The 18,295-nt window shown below is 73.2% G+C and carries 22 protein-coding genes; 11 read left to right on the top strand and 11 right to left on the bottom strand.

Features of this window, described 5'->3' with window-relative positions:
* Positions 1-5: 5 nt before the first annotated feature.
* The gene (locus tag AB4Y83_RS01665; RefSeq protein ID WP_442295849.1) at positions 6-1,580 is read right to left on the bottom strand and encodes a hypothetical protein; all 1,575 of its coding nucleotides are present in this window, start codon (positions 1,578-1,580) and stop codon (positions 6-8) included.
* A gap of 453 nt (positions 1,581-2,033) precedes the next feature.
* On the opposite strand from AB4Y83_RS01665, the gene AB4Y83_RS01660 reads away from it, so the two are divergent.
* From AB4Y83_RS01660 to AB4Y83_RS01650, 3 genes are all read left to right on the top strand, one after another.
* Positions 2,034-3,254 (top strand): GNAT family N-acetyltransferase, encoded by a 1,221-nt coding sequence (locus AB4Y83_RS01660; protein WP_442295848.1) that lies wholly within the window; start codon positions 2,034-2,036, stop codon positions 3,252-3,254.
* A gap of 129 nt (positions 3,255-3,383) precedes the next feature.
* Positions 3,384-3,938, top strand: a complete 555-nt coding sequence (locus AB4Y83_RS01655) for an SRPBCC domain-containing protein (RefSeq protein WP_442276691.1) — start codon at positions 3,384-3,386, stop codon at positions 3,936-3,938.
* Positions 3,935-4,966, top strand: a complete 1,032-nt coding sequence (locus AB4Y83_RS01650) for an NAD-dependent epimerase/dehydratase family protein (protein ID WP_442295847.1) — start codon at positions 3,935-3,937, stop codon at positions 4,964-4,966. The genes AB4Y83_RS01655 and AB4Y83_RS01650 overlap by 4 nt, the downstream gene beginning before the upstream one ends.
* Here AB4Y83_RS01650 and AB4Y83_RS01645 read toward each other — a convergent pair.
* The gene (locus AB4Y83_RS01645) at positions 4,963-5,715 is read right to left on the bottom strand and encodes an SDR family NAD(P)-dependent oxidoreductase (RefSeq protein ID WP_442295846.1); all 753 of its coding nucleotides are present in this window, start codon (positions 5,713-5,715) and stop codon (positions 4,963-4,965) included. The genes AB4Y83_RS01650 and AB4Y83_RS01645 overlap by 4 nt on opposite strands.
* A 211-nt stretch (positions 5,716-5,926) precedes the next feature.
* Positions 5,927-6,382: a lamin tail domain-containing protein gene (locus tag AB4Y83_RS01640; protein WP_442295845.1), complete on the bottom strand. Its 456-nt coding sequence runs from the start codon at positions 6,380-6,382 to the stop codon at positions 5,927-5,929.
* Between the two features lie 168 nt (positions 6,383-6,550).
* On the opposite strand from AB4Y83_RS01640, the gene AB4Y83_RS01635 reads away from it, so the two are divergent.
* Positions 6,551-6,775 carry a hypothetical protein gene (locus AB4Y83_RS01635; RefSeq protein ID WP_442295844.1) on the top strand — a complete coding sequence of 75 codons (225 nt, stop codon included), beginning with the start codon at positions 6,551-6,553 and terminating at the stop codon, positions 6,773-6,775.
* Positions 6,776-6,992: 217 nt separating this feature from the next.
* Positions 6,993-7,358, top strand: coding sequence for an Rv0909 family putative TA system antitoxin (locus AB4Y83_RS01630; RefSeq protein ID WP_442276688.1), 366 nt, complete (start codon positions 6,993-6,995; stop codon positions 7,356-7,358).
* Between the two features lie 82 nt (positions 7,359-7,440).
* Here AB4Y83_RS01630 and AB4Y83_RS01625 read toward each other — a convergent pair whose 3' ends face one another.
* From AB4Y83_RS01625 to AB4Y83_RS01615, 3 genes are read right to left on the bottom strand one after another with little or no spacing between them, the layout of a single operon-like run.
* Entirely contained in the window at positions 7,441-8,361 is a 921-nt protein-coding gene (locus tag AB4Y83_RS01625) for a DUF4097 family beta strand repeat-containing protein (protein WP_442295843.1), read from the bottom strand.
* A 10-nt stretch (positions 8,362-8,371) separates the two neighbouring features.
* Complete coding sequence (locus AB4Y83_RS01620; RefSeq protein WP_442295842.1) at positions 8,372-9,013, bottom strand: response regulator transcription factor; 642 nt, start codon at positions 9,011-9,013, stop codon at positions 8,372-8,374.
* Positions 9,001-10,248: a sensor histidine kinase gene (locus AB4Y83_RS01615; RefSeq protein ID WP_442295841.1), complete on the bottom strand. Its 1,248-nt coding sequence runs from the start codon at positions 10,246-10,248 to the stop codon at positions 9,001-9,003. The genes AB4Y83_RS01620 and AB4Y83_RS01615 overlap by 13 nt, the downstream gene beginning before the upstream one ends.
* Positions 10,249-10,422: 174 nt before the next feature.
* On the opposite strand from AB4Y83_RS01615, the gene AB4Y83_RS01610 reads away from it, so the two are divergent.
* From AB4Y83_RS01610 to AB4Y83_RS01585, 6 genes are all read left to right on the top strand, one after another.
* On the top strand, positions 10,423-10,857 hold the full coding sequence (locus AB4Y83_RS01610) for an NINE protein (protein WP_442295840.1): 435 nt from the start codon (positions 10,423-10,425) through the stop codon (positions 10,855-10,857).
* 186 nt (positions 10,858-11,043) lie between these two features.
* Positions 11,044-11,595, top strand: coding sequence for a DoxX family membrane protein (locus AB4Y83_RS01605; RefSeq protein WP_442276684.1), 552 nt, complete (start codon positions 11,044-11,046; stop codon positions 11,593-11,595).
* An 83-nt stretch (positions 11,596-11,678) separates the two neighbouring features.
* Positions 11,679-12,134, top strand: coding sequence for a hypothetical protein (locus tag AB4Y83_RS01600; RefSeq protein ID WP_442295839.1), 456 nt, complete (start codon positions 11,679-11,681; stop codon positions 12,132-12,134).
* Positions 12,135-12,166: 32 nt separating this feature from the next.
* On the top strand, positions 12,167-12,877 hold the full coding sequence (locus AB4Y83_RS01595; protein ID WP_442295838.1) for a dienelactone hydrolase family protein: 711 nt from the start codon (positions 12,167-12,169) through the stop codon (positions 12,875-12,877).
* Positions 12,878-13,003: 126 nt separating this feature from the next.
* Positions 13,004-13,351, top strand: a complete 348-nt coding sequence (locus AB4Y83_RS01590) for a YciI family protein (protein ID WP_442295837.1) — start codon at positions 13,004-13,006, stop codon at positions 13,349-13,351.
* Positions 13,352-13,538: 187 nt separating this feature from the next.
* Positions 13,539-13,985, top strand: a complete 447-nt coding sequence (locus AB4Y83_RS01585; RefSeq protein ID WP_056779155.1) for a hypothetical protein — start codon at positions 13,539-13,541, stop codon at positions 13,983-13,985.
* A gap of 88 nt (positions 13,986-14,073) precedes the next feature.
* Here the strand turns inward: AB4Y83_RS01585 and AB4Y83_RS01580 are convergent, their stop codons facing one another.
* The 5 genes from AB4Y83_RS01580 to AB4Y83_RS01560 all read right to left on the bottom strand — a co-directional run bounded on the left by AB4Y83_RS01580 (position 14,074) and on the right by AB4Y83_RS01560 (position 18,219).
* Entirely contained in the window at positions 14,074-14,769 is a 696-nt protein-coding gene (locus AB4Y83_RS01580) for a phosphodiesterase (protein WP_442295836.1), read from the bottom strand.
* A 74-nt stretch (positions 14,770-14,843) separates the two neighbouring features.
* Positions 14,844-15,476 carry an isopentenyl-diphosphate Delta-isomerase gene (idi, locus tag AB4Y83_RS01575; RefSeq protein WP_442295835.1) on the bottom strand — a complete coding sequence of 211 codons (633 nt, stop codon included), beginning with the start codon at positions 15,474-15,476 and terminating at the stop codon, positions 14,844-14,846.
* Positions 15,473-16,588: an NAD(P)/FAD-dependent oxidoreductase gene (locus AB4Y83_RS01570; protein ID WP_442295834.1), complete on the bottom strand. Its 1,116-nt coding sequence runs from the start codon at positions 16,586-16,588 to the stop codon at positions 15,473-15,475. The genes idi and AB4Y83_RS01570 overlap by 4 nt, the downstream gene beginning before the upstream one ends.
* A complete protein-coding gene (locus tag AB4Y83_RS01565; protein ID WP_442276677.1) occupies positions 16,585-17,136 on the bottom strand; it encodes an isoprenylcysteine carboxyl methyltransferase family protein in 552 nt (183 codons plus the stop codon). The genes AB4Y83_RS01570 and AB4Y83_RS01565 overlap by 4 nt, the downstream gene beginning before the upstream one ends.
* Positions 17,137-17,148: 12 nt before the next feature.
* Positions 17,149-18,219 (bottom strand): type III polyketide synthase, encoded by a 1,071-nt coding sequence (locus tag AB4Y83_RS01560; RefSeq protein WP_442276676.1) that lies wholly within the window; start codon positions 18,217-18,219, stop codon positions 17,149-17,151.
* Positions 18,220-18,295 lie beyond the last annotated feature (76 nt).

Raw genomic sequence — 18,295 nt, 5'->3', positions numbered from 1 at the left:
CGGCCTCAGCGGAGCGGTCTCAGGTGCTCAGGAACGTCGAGCCACCAGACGAGGGTGGCGCGAGCCTGCTCGGCCATCGCCAGCGGGTCGGGCCCCGGCTCGGGCAGGGCGTGCACGAGGGCCGAGACGAGGTCCTGCCGCCCTCGCATGCCGAGGGCGTAGACGAGGCCGCGGAGCAGCTGGACCTCGGGCTCGTCCCGGCCGGTGGCGACGATCTCGGCGATCCGACGGGCGACGGTCTCCTCGCGCTCGTCGCGACGCCGACCCCGCGGCTCCATCGTGTTGCCGACGACGTAGCCCGCCTCCTTGGCGACGTCGGGCGCCGAGGACGGCGACAGCGCGACGCGCTCGAAGAGGTCGAGGTCCTCGGCCTGGGCCATCCACGTCAGCACGGTCATGCTCTCGTGCGCCGCCACGGTGTCGTGGCGCCCGAGGGCGTCGGCGAAGGCCGCGGCGTGGACCCGGCCGATGATCCGGCTCTGCGGCGACAGCATGAGGATGCCGAGGGCGTAGGAGCGGTCCTCCTCGTTCGTCTCGCCGAGCGCCGTCTGCAGCAGGTCGCCGAGGATCGGCTCGTGGGCGGTCGCATGCCCCTCGGCTGCCTCGAGCTCGCCCCGGATGCGCAGGTGCGCCTCACGGATCGCCTGGGCGGTGATGGCTCGACCGTTGCGGATGATCGAGGCGGCGGCCCGACGGTCCTCGGCCGTGAGCCCCGTCGCGACGCGGTGGCCGTCGGGACCCAGCGTGCGCACGAGGTTGGCGGCGCCGCGGTGCACGAGATAGGGGTGCGAGGGGTCGCGCAGGTGGTCGACCGCGAGCCGGACCGCCTCGAGCCGGGTCTCGGGGTCGAGACCGGTGCCGCGCACGAGCGTCGTCAGCACGCTGAGACAGGCGCGCAGCGAGCTGGAGTTGGTGGGCTCGCGCAGCTGGCCGACGAGGACGGCGTAGCCCCGCGGGGCTTCCATGAAGCGCAGCAGGCTCAGGGTGTCGACGTAGAACTGCGCGTCGGGACGGCCCACGACCTCCGCCGCCAGCGAGGCGACGACGCCGGCGCTGCGGGGGTGCCCGGCCAGGCGCGCGATGGCCTCGGCCCGCTGCACGTAGTCGAGGTCGAGCCCGAGGCTGACCTCCTGGAGGAGGCGCCGGATCAGCCCCTCCCAGTCGCCGGCTCGCACCATCGCGTGCGGCATCCGACCCAGGTGGTCCGAGAGCCGGTCCCAGTCGCCGCCGCTCATCCGCTCGTCGGCGAGCGCCCGCTCGAGCAGGACCAGGGTGGCGTCGACGTCGGGCGGGGTCGGCGGAGGGAGCGTGGCGGCCGGGCGTACGGGCTGGTGCGAGCGCGAGAAGAGGTCGACGGCGGCGAGGAGCTGGCCGTCGCGCAGGCCGAGCACCGTCTCGTAGCGGCGCACGAGCGACCGGGTCACCTCGACGCGGCCGTTCTCCCAGCGCCCGACCTGGGCCCGGTGCACCGGCTCGGCCCGACCCGCCCCCTGGGCGAAACCCGCAGCGCTGCGCAGGGCGGGGTCGGCGGCCTGCAGTCGGGCGTTGCGCAGCACCCACTGCACCTGTTCGTTCAACACGGCGACGCCCAGACGTGGCGCCCTGTTGCGCGTGGCGCCCACGTGCGCAACGAGGACCCGTCACGGCCCTCGACCTTCGTATCGTGACGTCTGGCACCGGTGGGCCGGGGCGGGAGTCGAGGCCAGGGGGAGACTCCCGCCCCACCACCGGCCTGTCGTCGCATGAGCGCCGGGCGTCGCCCGCCCCGCTCGGCCCCTGTCTCCACGGCAACCCTTTCTCGCGTCGCGAGCCGGTCGGCTCCCCCGCATCCTCCCCCGAGGTGCGTTGTCACGGGCTCCTCGCAACGCGTGTTCGTCCGGGCGGCCCATTGGGTACGGTAAGTCTCGGTACGCAGCCTGTGGAGGGGAAGCGGGCCAAAGGACCGGGAGCCAGCACGCTGGCTCCCGGTCCTTCTTTCTTGCGCGCTCGAATCGCGGGTGACGAGGGCGTATGCCGGCTGGCAGGCTGACGCCGTGACCGACGCCTCCCAGCCGCCCGCCGCGACCTCGCCCGAGACCTCGTCCGTGACCTCCCCCGTGACCTCGCCCGTGACCCCGCCCGTGACCCTGCTGACCGACGGCGTCGTGACCCTGCGCGCCCACTCGGTCGACGACGCCGACGCGATCGTCGAGCAGAGCAGCGACCCCGAGAGCCTGCGGTGGACGACCGTCCCGAGGCCCTACGCGCGCGAGGACGCACTCGGCTGGGTCGAGCACAACCTCAGTGCCTGGGGCGAGCCCCGGGGCACGCGGTCCTGGGCCATCGAGTGGACGGACGCGACGGGCACCCCCCGCTACGCCGGGACCATCGACCTGCGCCCCGGCGCGGCGCCGTCGGCCGGCGAGCTCGGCTTCGGGCTGCACCCGGACGCCCGCGGCCACGGCCTCATGTCACGCGCCGTCCGGCTCGTCGTCGCGCACGCCTTCGCGACGCCCGTCTGGGGCGCACCGGTGACCCGTGTCCACTGGCGCGCCGTCGTCGGCAACTGGGGCTCGCGGCGGACCGCGTGGTCCACGGGCTTCACCTTCCACGGCACGATTCCGGGCAGCCACCCCGACCCCGAGGGGGGCACGGAGGCGCTCGACACGTGGACCGCCAGCATCACCCCTGGCGTTCCGCTCGAGCCGCAGGCGCCGTGGTTCGCCGCGGTGCCGATCGACGGCGAGCGTGTCCGGCTGCGGTCGTGGCGGGCCGAGGACGTCGACGCGATCGAGCCGCGCGACGACCCCGGGCACTGGATGCCGTCGCGGTCGATCCTGCGACCCGAGACCTTCCCGGCGTGGCTGCGCACCCGGCAGGAGCGGATGTCCGAGGGCACGGCGGTCGACTGGTGCGTCGCCGACCTCGGCACCGACCGCGCCCTGGGCAGCGTCACCGTCTTCAGCCGCGGCGGGGCCATCACCGACACGGCCGAGCTCGGCTACCAGTTCTTCCCGAGCGCCCGCGGCCGTGGCGCCGCCAAGGAGGCGGCCCGGCTCGCCGTCGACCACGCGCTGGCCCCGACGAGCGAGGGCGGACTCGGCGTGCGGCGCCTCGTCGCCGAGACGGCCGCCGACAACGAGGCGAGCAACGGCGTGCTGCGGTCCGTCGGCTTCGTGGAGTTCGGTCGCGAGCACGCGGTCGACCGCGTGGCGGACGGCGGCTGGGGCGACGGCCTGCACTGGGAGCTGCTGCCGCCCGGCTCGACCGACTGAGGCCACGCGCTGGACCGAGGTGCTCACCCTGGACACGGGCGCCCCTGTCGGCGGCCGTTCGGGTATGCCACCGTTGACGAAGCGCCGCCGGCCAGCCACCGGGCGGCGCGCCTGACGGAAGGACACGCGATGAGACTCGGGCACGAGCAGGAGCTCGACGCACCGCGGACCGTGGTCTGGACGAACTTCATGGACCTGCGCCGGATCGGCCGCTGCTTCCCGGGTGCCGAGGTCACCGAGGTCGACGGCGACGACTTCGTCGGCGAGATCACGGCCAAGCTCGGGCCGCTCTCGATGTACTTCGACGGCACCGGCTCGATGGTCGAGCGCGACGAGAAGGCCGGACGAGCCCGCCTCACGGCCACCGGCCAGGAGCGTCACGGCCTCGGCAAGGCGACCATCGACATCACACTGACGCTGCACCAGGTGTTGGGCGACGACACCCGCACCCGCGCGCACCTCGTGACCGACCTCGTCTTCCTCGGCTTCCCGATGGACTTCGGCACCGGCCTCGTCCAGCGCGCCTCCGACCCGCTCATCGAGCGCTTTCTCACGTGCATGTCGGTGTCGGGGCCGGTCCCCGACGCCGACGCGGACGACGACAGCCCGCTCGACCTCGTCCGCTCGGCGACCGACCTGTTCGGCTCCTTCCGGCGCGACCGCCGCGAGCGCAAGCGGCGATGAGGGTCGCCGTCGTCGGCGCGAGCGGCTACGTCGGGTCCCGGCTCGTCCCCGAGCTGCTCCGCCGCGGCCACGACGTCGTGGCCACCCACCACCGGAGTCCGGCGACGGCATACCCCTGGTCTGGCGACGTCGAGTGGCGGCGGGTCGACGTGCACGACGAGGACCGCGTCCTCGAGGCGCTCGAGGGCGTCGACGCCGTGTGCTACCTCGTGCACGGCCTCGACGCGGACGACTTCATGCAGCGCGACCGCCAGGCAGCCGACAACGTCGCGTATGCCGCTGGCGTCGTCGGCGCGAGCCGCCTCGTCTACTTCTCCGGCATCGTGCCCGACCTGCCMGACGACGAGCTCTCGGACCACCTGCTCTCGCGGCTCGAGGTCGAGGAGATCCTCGCGACGGCCGACTGTCCCGTGCTGACCCTGCGCGCGTCGATGGTCGTCGGGGCCGGGTCGACGAGCTTCGAGGTGATGCGCCAGATGTCGACCCGGCTCGGGGTCGTGCAGACCGTGCCGGCATGGATGGGCAGCTCGGTCATCCAGCCCGTGGCGGTCGCGGACGCCGTGTGGTTCCTCGCCGAGGCGCTCGAGCGGCCCGACGTGACGGGACACCTCGACGTCGTCGGCCCAGACCGGCTCAGCTACGTCTCGCTCCTGCGGACGTATGCCGCCCGCGCCCGACTGCTGCGCGTGCAGGTCCCCGTGTGGCTCGCGCCCGTCGAGGCGGTCGCCCGCGTGGCCGGCGCCCTCGTCGACGTGCCGAACGGGACGGTGGAGTCGCTCATCCCGAGCCTCGGGCACGACATGGTCGGTGAGCGCGACGCCGCCGACGTGTTCGGCGAGCCGCCCGGTGGACGGCTCGGCGTCTCCGACGCGGTGACCCGGTCGCTCGCGACGACGCGGGCCGGAGACGGGGCCCCCGACGGGGCCGCGGTCGACGGCGACCCCCAGGCGCCGTCGGCCGGTGACCCGACGTGGTCCCGCCACCGGTCGGTCCTCGACTGGGCGTGGTCGACCGCCCGCGGGCGCTAACGGGCGATGTAGCCCCCGTCGATGTAGAGCTCGAGGCCGGTGACGAAGGCCGCGTCGTCGCTGACGAGGTAGGCCACGCCGGCCGCGATCTCGTCGGGCCGACCGAGTCGACCCATCGGGGTCAGGTCGATCATCGCCTGCTCGAACGGGGTGCCCCGCGCGCCGTCGAGGATCGGGGTGTCGATGAAGCCGGGGTGGATCGAGTTGACCCGCACGCCCTCCGTGGCCCAGTGCAGGGCGACGTTCTTCGTCAGCGTCCGGACAGCGCCCTTGGCCGCGTGGTAGGCGGGAGAGGTGCCGAAGCCGCCGCTCGTGCCGAAGATCGAGCTGATGTTGACGACCGCTCCGTGGCCCGAGGCCTTGAGGTGCGCGGCGGCGGTCTTCATGCCGAGGAAGACCCCGGTCTGGTCGATGGCGATGGTGCGCTCCCAGTCGGCGAGGCTCGTCTCCTCGATGGGGGCGAGGTCACCCAGCCCGGCGTTGTTGACGAGGATGTCGAGCGACCCGAACGCCTCGACCGCCCGGGCGACGGCGGCCTCCCAGTCGGCCTCGCTCGTGACGTCGTGCCGGAGGAACTCGACCCGGGCACCGGACGCCGTGAGCTCCTCGGTCGTCGTGGCCCCGAGCGCCTCGTTGACGTCGGTCAGCAGGACCGCTGCGCCCTCGTCGGCGAGCCGCCGCGCCGTGGCCTTGCCGATGCCGCTCGCCGCGCCCGTCACCAGTGCCACGCGTCCGTCGAGTCGCTTCATGGTGATCACTCCAGTTCAGTGGTGGGGCAGGCTCTCCGCCTGCCCCTCCAGTCTCTGCCGGTGGCGCGGGGGACGCAGTTCCCCACGTCACAGATGCGCCGACGTGACCGACGAGACACCCACACAGATACCGGCACTGGGCTCGCCCTCGAGAACAGGCGCTGACCCCGTTCGCCTCAGTGGGGGAGGGAGCACCTGCCGAACCCGGGTTTCAGCAGTAGGTGACGCTGCCGGTGCCGCCCCAGGAGCACGTGTCGATCGCTGTGCCGGCCGAGTTCCGCACGGTGGCCTTGTCACCGGTGTTGTTCCAGACATAAGACGCGCGGCCCCAGTATCGGTGGGCGCTCGTGTTGGTGCCCTTGCCAGTGTGGATGTACACGCTGGCGCCAGGCGCCAGCTTGAAGTCGCTGGCGAACTTGTAGGTGTAGCCCGTGTTGTCCCGGAGCGTCCAGTACTTCAGGTTGATGCTGACGCTGCGCGTGTTGGTGAGCCGGACGTTCTCGGCATTGAGGCTCGTGTTCGAGCGAGTGTCACTACCGGGCGAGTTGTAGTACACCCGGGAGATCTGGATGGCGGGCGTGGCCGCCTGTACCGGTGCCGCTGTCGTGGTGGCGACCGCGAGGGTGGCGCCCGCCACCGCTAGGACGATGCCCATCTTCTTGCGCACGTGTTCTCCGTAGGTTCCGTATCGGGGTGCCCAAGCCGGCGGCTTCGATGCCCTACCCGATAAGCAGAGTCTATCAGCAACCTATACGGCCACTAACCGGCTCCTAAAGACTGCCTTTGTGGCCCTGGTGCTACTGTTTGCTGCATGGCGCGCCCGTACGGAGACCCGGTGGAGATCGTGACCGCACCCATTCCCGCGCAGTCACCATTCATCCCCACCGACGCGAAGATCGTCGTCGGGGCGGTGGCCCCGGCCTCGCCCGGGCCTATCCCCGTCGTGCTGCTGCCGGGTTTCGAGTACCGCCTTCGCGAATGGCGGAACCCTGAGACTCACGAGATCCATTGGCTGCTCGAACGGAGAAAGTCTGCGCAGCAGGGCGACGACGACGAGTAGCCGCAGGAAGGCTAGGCGGACGCGGTCTTCGACGCGCACCCATCGTGGAGCGTGCGGACTTTTCGGACTCTTCGGACATGGCCCTCGCCGCGCCGGCAGTCAGGGTCGATCGGGGTCGATTTCGGGGTCGACCCCGGTTGCGGGAAACGGGCGCCGGGTATGACTGTGGATGCAGTGAGCCGACGAGGGTCGGACCAGTGCGAGATGAGGAGACACCGTGTCATTCGGTGAGCAGCTGAAGAACAAGGCGGACGAGGTCCACCTGCAGGAGAAGGCCAAGGACTTCGGCGACGCAGTCGTCGAGATGGCCAAGGCCGCGATGTCGGTTGCCGCGAGCTACGCGCACGACAACCGGGGAAAGGTCGACGGGGCCCTCGACAAGGCCGAGGCCAAGATCGACGAGAAGACCAGCGGCAAGCACGCCGACACCGTGACCAAGGTCCGCGCCTCGGTCGACAAGGGCATCGACAAGCTCGTCGAGCACCACGACAAGGCGGCCCCTCCCACCCCCGCCGCCTCTGCCGTGCCCGACGACAAGCACAGCGCCTTCGACGAGGACACCCCCGCCGGCAACCCCACCTGAGCCGGCACCTCCCAGGAGCCGTATGCCGCCGAACCCCCTCGGCGGCATACGGCTTCGTCGTGTGCGGGTGCCCTCCGGGGGGTCAGCGGTAGTCGACGGCGATGTCGCCGGACCCGGTCCGGATCCGCAGGGTGGACGTGCTGTCCGGGTTGGTCGGGACGCTCACCTCCGCGTCGCCGGACCCCGTCTCGGTGTCCACCGCATAGACGGTGTGCTGCGGCAGGCGCACCGAGACCTCGCCCGAGCCTGTCCTGACCGACACCGGCGAGACCGCGGTCGCGAGCTCGACGTCGATGTCGCCGCTGCCCGCCTCGGCCGTGACCTGGTCGGCACTCAGGTTTGCCGTCGCGATGTCCCCGGAGCCCGCCTTGAGCGTGACGTCGCCGAGGGAACCGGTCAGCGTGATGTCGCCGGACCCGGTGTCGACCGTGACGTCGGCAGCGTCAGGGACGATGACGACGTAGTCCACCGAGCACCAGGCGACGAAGCCGTGGCACTCCGCGTCGACCGTGAGCGTCGACCCGGTCCACTCCTCTCGCGGCGTCGGCTCGCTCGATCCCGGACCCCACGACACGTGCCGGCTGACCTGCACCGTGCCCACCCTGCCGCCGCCCTGGACCTCGACGTCGCCCGCCCCACCCTTGATCGTCAGGGCGCCGGCGGGCCGCTCGTAGGTCTGGTGCTGGTCTGCGCTGCGCCAGAGACCGCCGGTGGCCGCGCCCCACGTCGTGGCACCGGCGGCGCTCGCGAGGACGAGGGTCGCCCCGAGCCCGGCGAGGAGCCACCAGGGGCGTGCCGTCGGGGTGGCGGGTGCGTCACCGCTGCCGTGCGACCCGGCGGGCGGACCGACGGACGGTTCGGTCGTCAGGGTCGGGCGCAGCCAGGAGTCGCCGTAGGGCTCGGCGCCGCGCAGCGAGTCGCCGTGCACACGGTCGTCGGGGACGGACGTCGGCTGGCTCGTCGGCCGGTTCGGCGGCGGGTTCGTCGGTTCGTGCATGGACATGGTGGATCCCCTATTCCGAGAGGTACTGGAGCACGGCCAGGACGCGGCGGTGGTCGCCCGCCGTCGTCGGCATGTCGAGCTTGGTGAAGATGGCGTTGACGTGCTTGGCGATCGCGCTCTCGCTCACCTGCAGGGCGCGGGCGATGCCGGTGTTGGAGCGGCCCTCGGCCATGAGCGAGAGCGTCTCGCGCTCCCGGTCGGTGAGTCGCTGCAGGGGACTCTTGTCGCGTCGTAGCAGCAGCTGGGCGACGACCTCGGGGTCGAGCGCGGTGCCGCCGTCCGCGACGCGGCGCAGCGAGTCGACGAACTCGTCGACGTCGGCGACGCGGTCCTTGAGGAGGTAGCCGACGGCGGAGGTGGTGCTGGCGAGGAGGTCGGCGGCATACCGCTCCTCGACGTACTGACTGAGGATGAGCAGCGCGACCTCCGGCCACTCCGCTCGGATGACGAGCGCTGCGCGCAGCCCCTCGTCGGTGTGGCTCGGCGGCATCCGCACGTCGAGCAGGGCGAGGTCGGGTCGGTGCCGCTCGACGGCGGCGAGGGCCGCCTCGGCGTCACCGACGGCCTCGACGACCTCGATGCCGTTGGCGGCGAGCAGCCGGATCAGCCCATCCCGCAGCAGGATCGAGTCCTCGGCGATCACGACCCGCATGGCATCTCCGCCCTGAGCACGGTGGGACCGCCGACCGGACTTGTGACGGTGAGGATGCCGTCGACTGACGCGACCCGGTGGGACAGCCCCGTGAGCCCGGAGCCCGCGCCGGTGGCGGCGCCACCCTGGCCGTCGTCGCCGACCTCGACGACGAGACGGTGGGCGTCCGACGTGACCCGGACCGTGGCCCGCGTGGCACCGGAGTGCTTCGCCACGTTGGTCAGGGCCTCCGACACGACGAAGTAGGCGACGGCCTCGAGGGTGCGCGGCGGACGCTGGGCCAGGAGCACGTGCAGGCTCGTCGGCACCGGCGCGCGGGCGACGATCCCCGACAGGGCCGCGTCGAGCCCTCGCTCGTCGAGCACCGCGGGGTGCAGGCCGCGGACGAAGCCGCGCAGCTCGGCCAGCGCCTGCTTCGCCTCGTCGTGCGCCTCCTCGATGGCCCGTCGTGTCTCGGGCGGCGCGTCGGGCGCCAGCGCCGAACGGGCCATCCCGAGGTTGAGGGCGAGCGAGGTGAGGCGCTGCTGGGCGCCGTCGTGGAGGTCGCGCTCGATCCGGCGGCGCTCGGCGTCGGCGGCGTCGATGACCCCGGCACGCGTCTGCTCGAGCGCGGTGACCCGCGGCGAGAGCTGCTCGCCCCGCGTCTCGCCGAGCATCGGCCGGAGGATCGCGAGGTCGAGCGCGCCGAGCCGGCGGGCCGCGTGCGGGGCGAGGACGAGGAGACCGAAGCCGACGGCGGTCGAGACCCAGATGCGGCCGACCCCCTGGAGGAGGCCACCGGAGAGAGCGAGCACCTCCGGGCTGATCCGGGCCCAGAGCGGCGACGTCACGAGGACGAGGCCGCCGCCCCAGCAGGACGCGACGACCGCGGCCGAGGCCGCGAGCAGCGTGGGACCGACGAACGCGTGGTACGCCAGCTGCCGCCACGTCGACGCACGCCCCAGCCGGGCCAGCCAGCCGCGCCATCCCGGTTCGACGGGGTCGGCCGGCGCGTGGACGACGACACCGAGCAGCGCCGCGGCCCGCGCGCGGTGCCAGCGGCTCAGCCCCTCCGACACGAGCAGGAGGAGCGCGACGAACGCGACGCCGACGACGACGACGAGCAGTCCCGTCGCGAGGCCCGCGAGCGTCCACACCACCGGAGCCGCCAGGGCACCGACGACCCCGCCGAGCACGACGTATGCCGTGTGGCGGGGTGCGAGGCGCCGCTCGACGCGGGCACGGATCGTGGTCACGCGACCACGGTAGGGGTCGGCGGGCGCGACGGACCATGACGTTGGTGACCGACCTGGGGTGGAGAAAAGTGCAGGGCGGTCCGGTGTCGTCGGGGCTGCCACGGGGAAGCGGTGTCCACCATGCTGGGAGTGAGGCCGGGTCCGCCCGACGTCCACCCACCCTCGGAGGCCACCATGACGCAGCAACCCGACCAGCCGATCCCCCCGCCACCGCGCGAGATCCCGGCCGGCTGGTATCCCGACCCGGAGGGCAAGCCCCAGTCGCGCTACTGGGACGGCGACTCGTGGACCGACCAGCTCGGCCCGCTGCTGCCGCCCGCCCCGGCTCAGCCCGTCCAGGCCGCACCGTCCCTCGCGGCGGCCTTCGCGCCCGTGGCGCTCGACGCTGAGGGCCTGCCCGTCAGCGACCGGTCGCGGCTCGCGGCGGCGCTGCTCTGCTTCTTCGTCGGCGTCCTCGGCGTGCACCGCTTCTACGTCGGCAAGGTCGGCACCGGCATCCTCCAGCTCGTCACCTTCGGTGGGCTCGGCATCTGGGCGCTCATCGACCTCATCCTCATCCTCGTGGGGACCTTCCGCGACAAGCAGGAGCGGCTGCTCGTCAACTGGTGACCGCGCGGCATCTCACCAATGCGCTTCTGCGTCAATCGAATTGAAGGCAACCGCTCAGCGCCCGTTTTGCCCGCGTCAGCCCGGGTTTGGTCTAGGTAGATCGACTCAACCCTGCTGTCCGGCGTATCTTCCGGCGGTCCTGCTCCTTCTGAGGTCTCGACAGTTCGACCACAAGGAGCAACCACCATGTCGCAGTTCGTCCTCGACCGTCCCGGAGAGCCCGGGGCCCACCGATCCATATCGTCCGGCCGCCTCGGATCCCTCCGAGGGACCGTCACCGGCGCAGCCACCACGGCCGTGGACCGCCTCCAGGCGTTCCTCGTGGCCTACAGCCTCCAGGCCCTGCGGATCAGCCTCGGGCTGGTCTTCCTCGGCTTCGGCGTCATCAAGTTCGTCCCGGGGCTCAGCCCGGCCGAGGCCATCGCCTCGGCGACGATCGACCGGCTGACGTTCGGCCTCGTCTCCGGCCACACCGCGGTGCTGCTCACCGCCGTGACCGAGACCGTCATCGGGCTGACGCTCGTCACCGGCAAGTTCCTGCGCGTCGGCATCGTCGTCCTCGGCGGAGCCCTCATCGGGATCATGTCGCCGCTCGCCCTCTTCACGGCCGAGCTCTTCCCGCACGGCCCGACGCTCATGGGCCAGTACGTCCTCAAGGACATCGTCCTGGCCGCCTCGGCCCTCGTCGTCGCCGCCTACGCCCTCGGGGCCCGGTTGCACGCCGGCACGGACGACTGACCGAACCGCAATCACGCAGCCGCCGCTGGGTGCACCCTGATGGTGATGGGGTGCACCCAGCGGCCGAGTGAAGGAGCCCACCGATGACCGCACTGACCACGAACCCCCCGCCGGCCCTCGGCGCACCCCGACCCCACCTCGTCGACGTCCCGACGGACCACCGGCTGCAGGTGCGCGGTCGCCGCCGCGACACGCACCGCTTCCCGGCCGCGACCTACCTGTGCCGCAGCGTCGCCCGTGAGGAGCGTGCCGTCGCCCAGCAGGCACTCGAGGCGACGGACCGGTCCGCGTCGCGCCGGATCGGTGGCCTCGGTGGCGTCGTCGCCCTGCTCTTCACCGCCGCCCTCGTGGTGCTCGCGACCGGTCGTGCCGACACGCGGTCCGGCGCCCTGGCGCTCGTCGCCCTCGGCGGACTCCTCGTCGCCGCCATCGTGGCCCTCGTCGCGGTGCTGCGCAGCCACGAGCGCGAGCACGACGTCCTCGCCGAGCGGGTGCGGATGTACGACGCCCGCCTGCTGGAGCTGCGACCCCGACGCTGACCGTGGGGACGGACGGTCGACATACTGACGGCATGACCGAACACGTGACCATCACGACCGACGCCGGCGAGATGCCCGCGCACCTCTGGCTCCCGCCGACCGGGCAGGGCCCGGGCATCGTCGTGCTGCAGGAGATCTTCGGCGTCAGCGACTACATCCAGCGCCGGGCCGCCCAGCTCGCCGAGCAGGGCTACGTCGTCGTGGCACCCGAGATCTTCTGGCGCCTCGGCGTCACCTCGCCCGTCGAGGGCGAGGACGCGCTGCAGCAGGGCATGGGTCTCGTTCAGCGCCTCGACTGGCCGGCGGCCGTCTCCGACGCCGCCGCCACCGTCGAGTGGCTGCGCGACCGTGACGAGATCACGGCCGGTGTCGGCGCGGTCGGCTTCTGCTTCGGCGGCGGGCTCGGCTTCAACGTCGCCGGCCACCTCGAGTCCGACGGCTCGGTTCCGCTCGACGCGCTCGTCAGCTACTACGGCTCGGCCCTGCCGGGACTGCACGACGTCGTGACCGTGACCGCGCCGAGCCTGCACCACTTCGGCCTCGCCGACTCGTTCATCGACACCGAGACGGTGCGCCGGATCGAGGCGTCCCTGACCGAGCAGCCCGCCACCGTCTTCGAGACGTATGCCGGCGCCGACCACGCGTTCGACAACGACGACATGCCGTGGCACGACCCGGCGTCCTCGGCCCTCGCGTGGGCGACGACGAGCGAGTTCCTCCGCGAACGGCTGCCCGTCGACTGAGCGTCTCCCTCCCTCCCGGAGACGTCCTCGTCGAGCCGTGTCGAGGCCGCGCGGCGCCGATCGACGTGGGGGTGAGCCGGCAGCGAGCCGGGACCAGCCACACCATCGACCCCAGGAGCACCTCCCATGACGCAGTTCCTTCTCTCCGTCCACCACCGCGAGGGCGACGCCATGCCCTCCGAGGACGAGATCCAGCACATGTACGCCTCCGTCGACGCCTTCAACCGGAAGCTCCAGGAGACCGGGGCGTGGGTCCACGCCGGCGGGCTCACCGACGTGAGCCAGGCCAACGTCGTCGACGCGTCGGCCGGGGCGGGGTCGGTCACCGACGGGCCGTTCAGCGAGGCCCGCGAGTGGCTCGGTGGCTTCTGGATCGTCGAGGCCGCCGACCTCGACACCGCGCTGGCCCTGGCCCAGGAGGGCTCGGCCGCGTGTCATGGTCCGGTGGAGGTCCGGGCCCTGCAGGGCGAGTGACCTCAAACCGCCCCGATGCGGACGACCCCGGGCACTGGGTGCCGCCGGGGCCGTTTGCGCGTGTTGGTGGCGGTCCGGCACGGGATCTCCCGGGCAGACGTCCGCACACCGGGTGGGCAGGTGCCGGAGCGGGTATGGCCCCGTGGGCTGTTGCTGCAGCCCTGCCCGTGACCGTCGAGGAGTACCCGTGAAGCTGCACCCGGTCGAGGCGGTGGCTCCCGGCCTCGCCGCGCGCATCGCGGGCGCCGAGCGCGGAGACGCCCGACGGTTCGCCTTCCGCGTCGCTCGCCTCGCGTGCGCGGTCGCCGGGGTGCACGACCGCAACGCGCTCGAGGTCGCCCGCGGGGGTCTCGAGCACTACCCAGAGGTCGAGGACCTCGTGGCGCTCTGGGACCTGGAGCGCGACCTCGACTCCGCGTGCGAGGCCCACCTCGGCACGCACCCCGACACGTGCAACCTCGACCAGCTCCGGCTGCACGACGAGTGCGTCGAGGCCCGTGCCGTCGCTGCCGTCATCGCCGCCCTCAAGCCCGACGCGCTCGTCGCCGCCCGGCAGGCCACCCACGAGGCATTCGCCGCCGGGTGCGAGGCCGCTGCCCTCGAAGCCCTCGCCGACCAGCTCCTCGTCAACTGACCCAACTCTCACTCGAGTGAGCGCCCCGCCCCACTCGAGTGAGCGCCCCGCCCCACGGGGGCACCACGGGGGCACCACGGGGGCAGGGTCAGGCGTGCCGACGACCCAGCCGTCGCGCCCACCGATAGGCGGGCTCGCGCACGGCGACGACCCAGGCCGGCGGGGAGGTGCCGGCGAGCTCGTTGACGATCGGGTCGAACCGCATGGCGGCGTCAGCCTGCTCGAGGAGCAGCTGCAGGAGCCCCACCGCGCGCCAGGGGCCACCGTCGAGCGATGCTGCCAGCTCGTACTCCCGCGGCACGACCTCGTCACCTCTGGGTCTCGCGAGCAGGGCGAGCGAGTGCTCCCCGGCCCTCGTCGGCAGCAGCGTCGTCAGCGACCGGCTCGCGGCCCACCGGACCGGGCGCAGGACGTAGCGGCTGACCCGGCCCGTCCCCGTCGTGGCGAGGAGGAGGTCGGCGGCCCCACCGGACGTGCCGGCCGCCGGCAGACGCACGGCGAGGCCACCGACGTCCCAGCAACCGGGCCTGGTGCTCATGGCGCGCGAGACGCGGACCGTGCACGGGTGCACACCACGGTCGACGAGCAGCGGGACCCCTAGGTGCGCGGCCGGCGCGTCGATGCGCAGCTCGGCGCCCCAGGTCCTCCCGACGGCATGGAGCGGCTTGCGTCCGGAGGCCCATGCGACGAGCCCGAGTCCCGCAGCGAGCACGACGCCGGCAGCGCGCTCGGGAGGGGTGGGCACGCGGGGCGGAGCGGGTCTCGCGATGGAGGTGGAGGTCACGAGGTCCACGTACCCAGCCGGAGGCGCCTGCGCCGTCCCTGGGGCGGAGCGCTCACTCGAGTGGGACGGGGCGCTCAGTCGAGTGGGGGTCGCGTCGTGTGGGAGGACAAGGCGGGTGGGAGGTCGGCGGCGTCGGCGGTGGGCCAGTCCGCCGGATCGGCGCCGAGAGCGGCCAGCTCGGCCACCTGCTCCCGGCACCACGTCGACACCTCGCGCCCGCCGGACAGGACGTCGGCGGCGAACTCGCGCCACGGCACCCACTCGGCCGCCTCCACCTCGCCGGGGTCGGGGCCTGGCTGAGGTGCGACCCCGCTGACCCGGCCGACGAGGACCGGGCACAGCTCCCACTCGACGACTCCGTCCATCTCGGCGCGGTAGGAGAAGCGGGGCAGCACGAGTCGGAGGTCGTGCACGTCGAGGCCGAGCTCGTCGCGCGCACGCCGGCCGACGGCGTCCTCGACCGGCTCACCGGGCGCCGGGTGACCGCACGCAGAGTTGGTCCAGACGCCCGGGAAGGTCGCCTTGGCGAGAGCGCGCTGCGTCACGAGGAGCGAGCCGGCGTCGTCGAGGAGGTAGACGGAGAAGGCGAGGTGGAGCGGGGTGTCGGCGTGGTGGACCGTCGCCTTGGGCGCCGTGCCGATCGCCTCACCGTCCGGGGAGACGAGGACGACGAGCTCCTCGTCGGCGTCCGGCGTCACGACAGTCACCGGCCGGGCCTCGCGAGCTCGTTGACCGCGCCGCGGAAGACCGGGGGCAGCGTCGCGGCGGCGGGGACGAGCAGCCGCCGGGTCCAGGCCGGTCGCGTGACCTGGACGAGCGCGTGGGTGAGCAGGGTGTAGCGCCGGGTGGCCGCACGCCACGACCGCTCGTAGGACTGCGGGTCGTCGGCGACGACCGCTGCGACCGCCGCCCGCGCGTGGGCGAGGCCGAGCGAGATGCCTTCTCCCGTCAGGGCGTCGACGTAGCCGCTCGCGTCTCCGGCGAGCAGGACGCGCCCCTCGACGCGGTGCGTCGTGCGCTGGCGCAGCGGCCCCGCCCCGCGCACCGACGTCACGACCGGCGCCCCGTCGAGGCGCGCGCGCAGCTCCGGGAACTCGGCGAGGCTCTCGGACAGGGGGTTTCGCTGCTTGCTGAGCACGGCCACCCCGACGAGGTCGTCGGCGACGGGCGTCACGTACGCCTCCCCGTGCGCGCCCCAGTGCACCTCGACGTGGTCTCCCCACGGGCGTATGCCGTAGTGCTGGCGCAGCCCGTAGCGGCGGAGCGGGCGCGTGTCGGCGGTCCGAGCGACGCCTCCGCTCCCGCTGGGGAGGCGGCGGAAGGTGGTGTGGTCGCGGTCGAGCCCGAGGGAGCGGCGGGTCGGCGAGTGCAGCCCGTCGGCGGCGATGACCCACGGCGCGGTGAGTGTCGGCCCCTCACCCCCCGAGTCGTCGGTGCGCACCGTCACGGCGGTGTCGTCCTGCGTCACCTCGGTGGCGCCGAACGGGAGCACCTCGACGCCGGCGGCGGCGACGGCCTCGCTCAGGGCGGCGTGCAGGGTGGTGCGCCGGATGCCGCGGCCGGGACCGGCCGTGAAGTCCGCCTCGGCGACCCGGCCCCGGGCGACGTAGCGGATGCCGCGGAGGTCGTGTCCGTCCGGGTCGACCCCCAGGCCGGCGAGCGCCTGGAGACCGCCGGGCATCAGACCCTCGCCGCAGGCCTTGTCGATGGAGCCGGCCCGCGGCTCGAGGACGACGGGAGACAGACCGGAGCGGACGGCATACAACGCCGTGGCGAGACCGACCGGTCCGCCGCCGATGACGATGACGTCGACACTCACGTGGCGGCCCCGCTGGGGGCGTCTGCGGGAGAGGCGATCTCGCGGAGGGCGGCGTTCTCGACGCGGATGCGGACGGTGAGCAGCGCTGCATTCGCGACGGTGAAGACGAGCGCCGTCACCCAGGCGGTGTGCACGAGCGGCAGGGCGAAGCCCTCGACGACGACGGCGACGTAGTTCGGGTGCGGGATGACGCCGTAGGGGCCGCGGCGGACGAGCGGGAGGCCGGGCACGACGATGACCCGGGTGTTCCACTGGTTGCCGAGGGTCGTGATGCACCACCAGCGCAGGGCCTGGCTGGCCACGACGAGCGCGAGCATGACCCAGGCGAGGGCCGGGACGAACGGGCGGTCGGCGAGCCACACCTCCGCGACGGCGCCGACGAGCAGCCCCGTGTGGAGCACGACCATGACGGGGTAGTGCGACTGCCCCCGCTCGACGCCGCCACGCGAGAACGCCCACGCCGCATGGCGTTTCGACACGACGAGCTCGGCGAGACGCTCGACCCCGACGAGCAGGACGAGGCCGGTGAAGAGCCACTGGGAGGTCATCGGCGCCTCCTGTCAGTCGGCCGCGCGGAGCAGGACGAGCTCGAGGCAGAAGCCGGGGCCCATCGCCATGAGCACGCCCCACGAGCCGGGCTCGGGGGTGTGGTCGGCGAGGGTGTCGGCGAGCACGTGGAGCACGGACGCGGAGCTGAGGTTGCCGATGCGGTCGAGCGAGCTCCACGTGACGCCGAGCGCCTCGCGGTCCACCTCGAGGGCCTCCTGCATCGCCTCGAGGACCTTGGGGCCGCCGGGGTGGGCGACCCACCAGCCGATGTCGGCGCGGGTCAGGCCCTCGCCCGCGAGGAAACGGTCGACGTCGTCGCGGACGTTCTCGCGCACGAGGTCGGGGACCTCGGCGCCGAGGACGATACGCAACCCCGTCGCGCCGACGTCCCAGCCCATGGCGCGCTCGGTCCCGGGGTACAGGCGACTGCGGGTGGCGACGACGCGCGGCTGGCCGGGCGCGAGCGCGGCGGCGCGGTCGGCCCCCACCATGACGACCGCGGCGGCCCCGTCGCCGAAGAGGCCGCTGGCGACGAGGTTCGCGGTCGACCGGTCGTCGCGCTGGACCGTGAGGCTGCACAGCTCGACCGAGAGGAGCACCGCGACGTCGGCGGGGTGGCCGAGGAGGTAGTCGTGGACGCGGGCCACACCGGCGGCACCGGCGACGCACCCGAGACCGACGAGCGGGACGCGCTTCACGTCGTCGCGCAGCCCGATCTCGGCGGCGACCCGGGCCTCGATCGACGGGACGGCGAGGCCGGTGATCGTCGTCGACATGATGAGATCGACGTCCCGCGGGGTGAGACCGCACGCCGCGAGCGCCTTGGTGACGGCGTGCGAGCCGAGCTCGGTGGCGACCCGGATGAACTCGTCGTTGGCCGCCCCGAAGTCCGCGAGCTGCCAGTAGCGCTCGAGTGGCAGGGCGAGGTGACGCTGGCTCACCCCGGCGTTGGCGTGGAACCGCTCGAGGAGCGCTCGGTCGGACCCCGTCGATCCGAGCACGTCGGCGAAGGCCTCCGTGACCTCGGCCTGCGCGTAGCTGTGCTCGGGCAGGACGCCGCGGACGGCCGCTAGGTGGCTCACCCGGCCAGCCTAGGCGTCGCCGACGCACCCGGGGGGCGACGTTGGACAGCGGCCGTCGGGGCGCTCGGCCCCGTGG

This window comes from Terrabacter sp. RAF57 (assembly GCF_052113925.1).
Lineage (GTDB): Bacteria > Actinomycetota > Actinomycetes > Actinomycetales > Dermatophilaceae > Terrabacter.
This window is presented reverse-complemented; position numbering and strand designations above follow the sequence as displayed.

Bases quoted from the DNA above. Each gene is read 5' to 3' on its own strand.
- AB4Y83_RS01565 (WP_442276677.1), bottom strand. From the start codon at position 17,136: ATGACCTCCCAGTGGCTCTTCACCGGCCTCGTCCTGCTCGTCGGGGTC.
- AB4Y83_RS01625 (WP_442295843.1), bottom strand. From the start codon at position 8,361: ATGTCCATGCACGAACCGACGAACCCGCCGCCGAACCGGCCGACGAGC.
- AB4Y83_RS01590 (WP_442295837.1), top strand. From the start codon at position 13,004: ATGACGCAGTTCCTTCTCTCCGTCCACCACCGCGAGGGCGACGCCATG.
- AB4Y83_RS01610 (WP_442295840.1), top strand. From the start codon at position 10,423: ATGACGCAGCAACCCGACCAGCCGATCCCCCCGCCACCGCGCGAGATC.
- AB4Y83_RS01605 (WP_442276684.1), top strand. From the start codon at position 11,044: ATGTCGCAGTTCGTCCTCGACCGTCCCGGAGAGCCCGGGGCCCACCGA.
- AB4Y83_RS01645 (WP_442295846.1), bottom strand. From the start codon at position 5,715: ATGAAGCGACTCGACGGACGCGTGGCACTGGTGACGGGCGCGGCGAGC.
- AB4Y83_RS01655 (WP_442276691.1), top strand. From the start codon at position 3,384: ATGAGACTCGGGCACGAGCAGGAGCTCGACGCACCGCGGACCGTGGTC.
- AB4Y83_RS01600 (WP_442295839.1), top strand. From the start codon at position 11,679: ATGACCGCACTGACCACGAACCCCCCGCCGGCCCTCGGCGCACCCCGA.
- AB4Y83_RS01595 (WP_442295838.1), top strand. From the start codon at position 12,167: ATGACCGAACACGTGACCATCACGACCGACGCCGGCGAGATGCCCGCG.
- AB4Y83_RS01620 (WP_442295842.1), bottom strand. From the start codon at position 9,013: ATGCGGGTCGTGATCGCCGAGGACTCGATCCTGCTGCGGGATGGGCTG.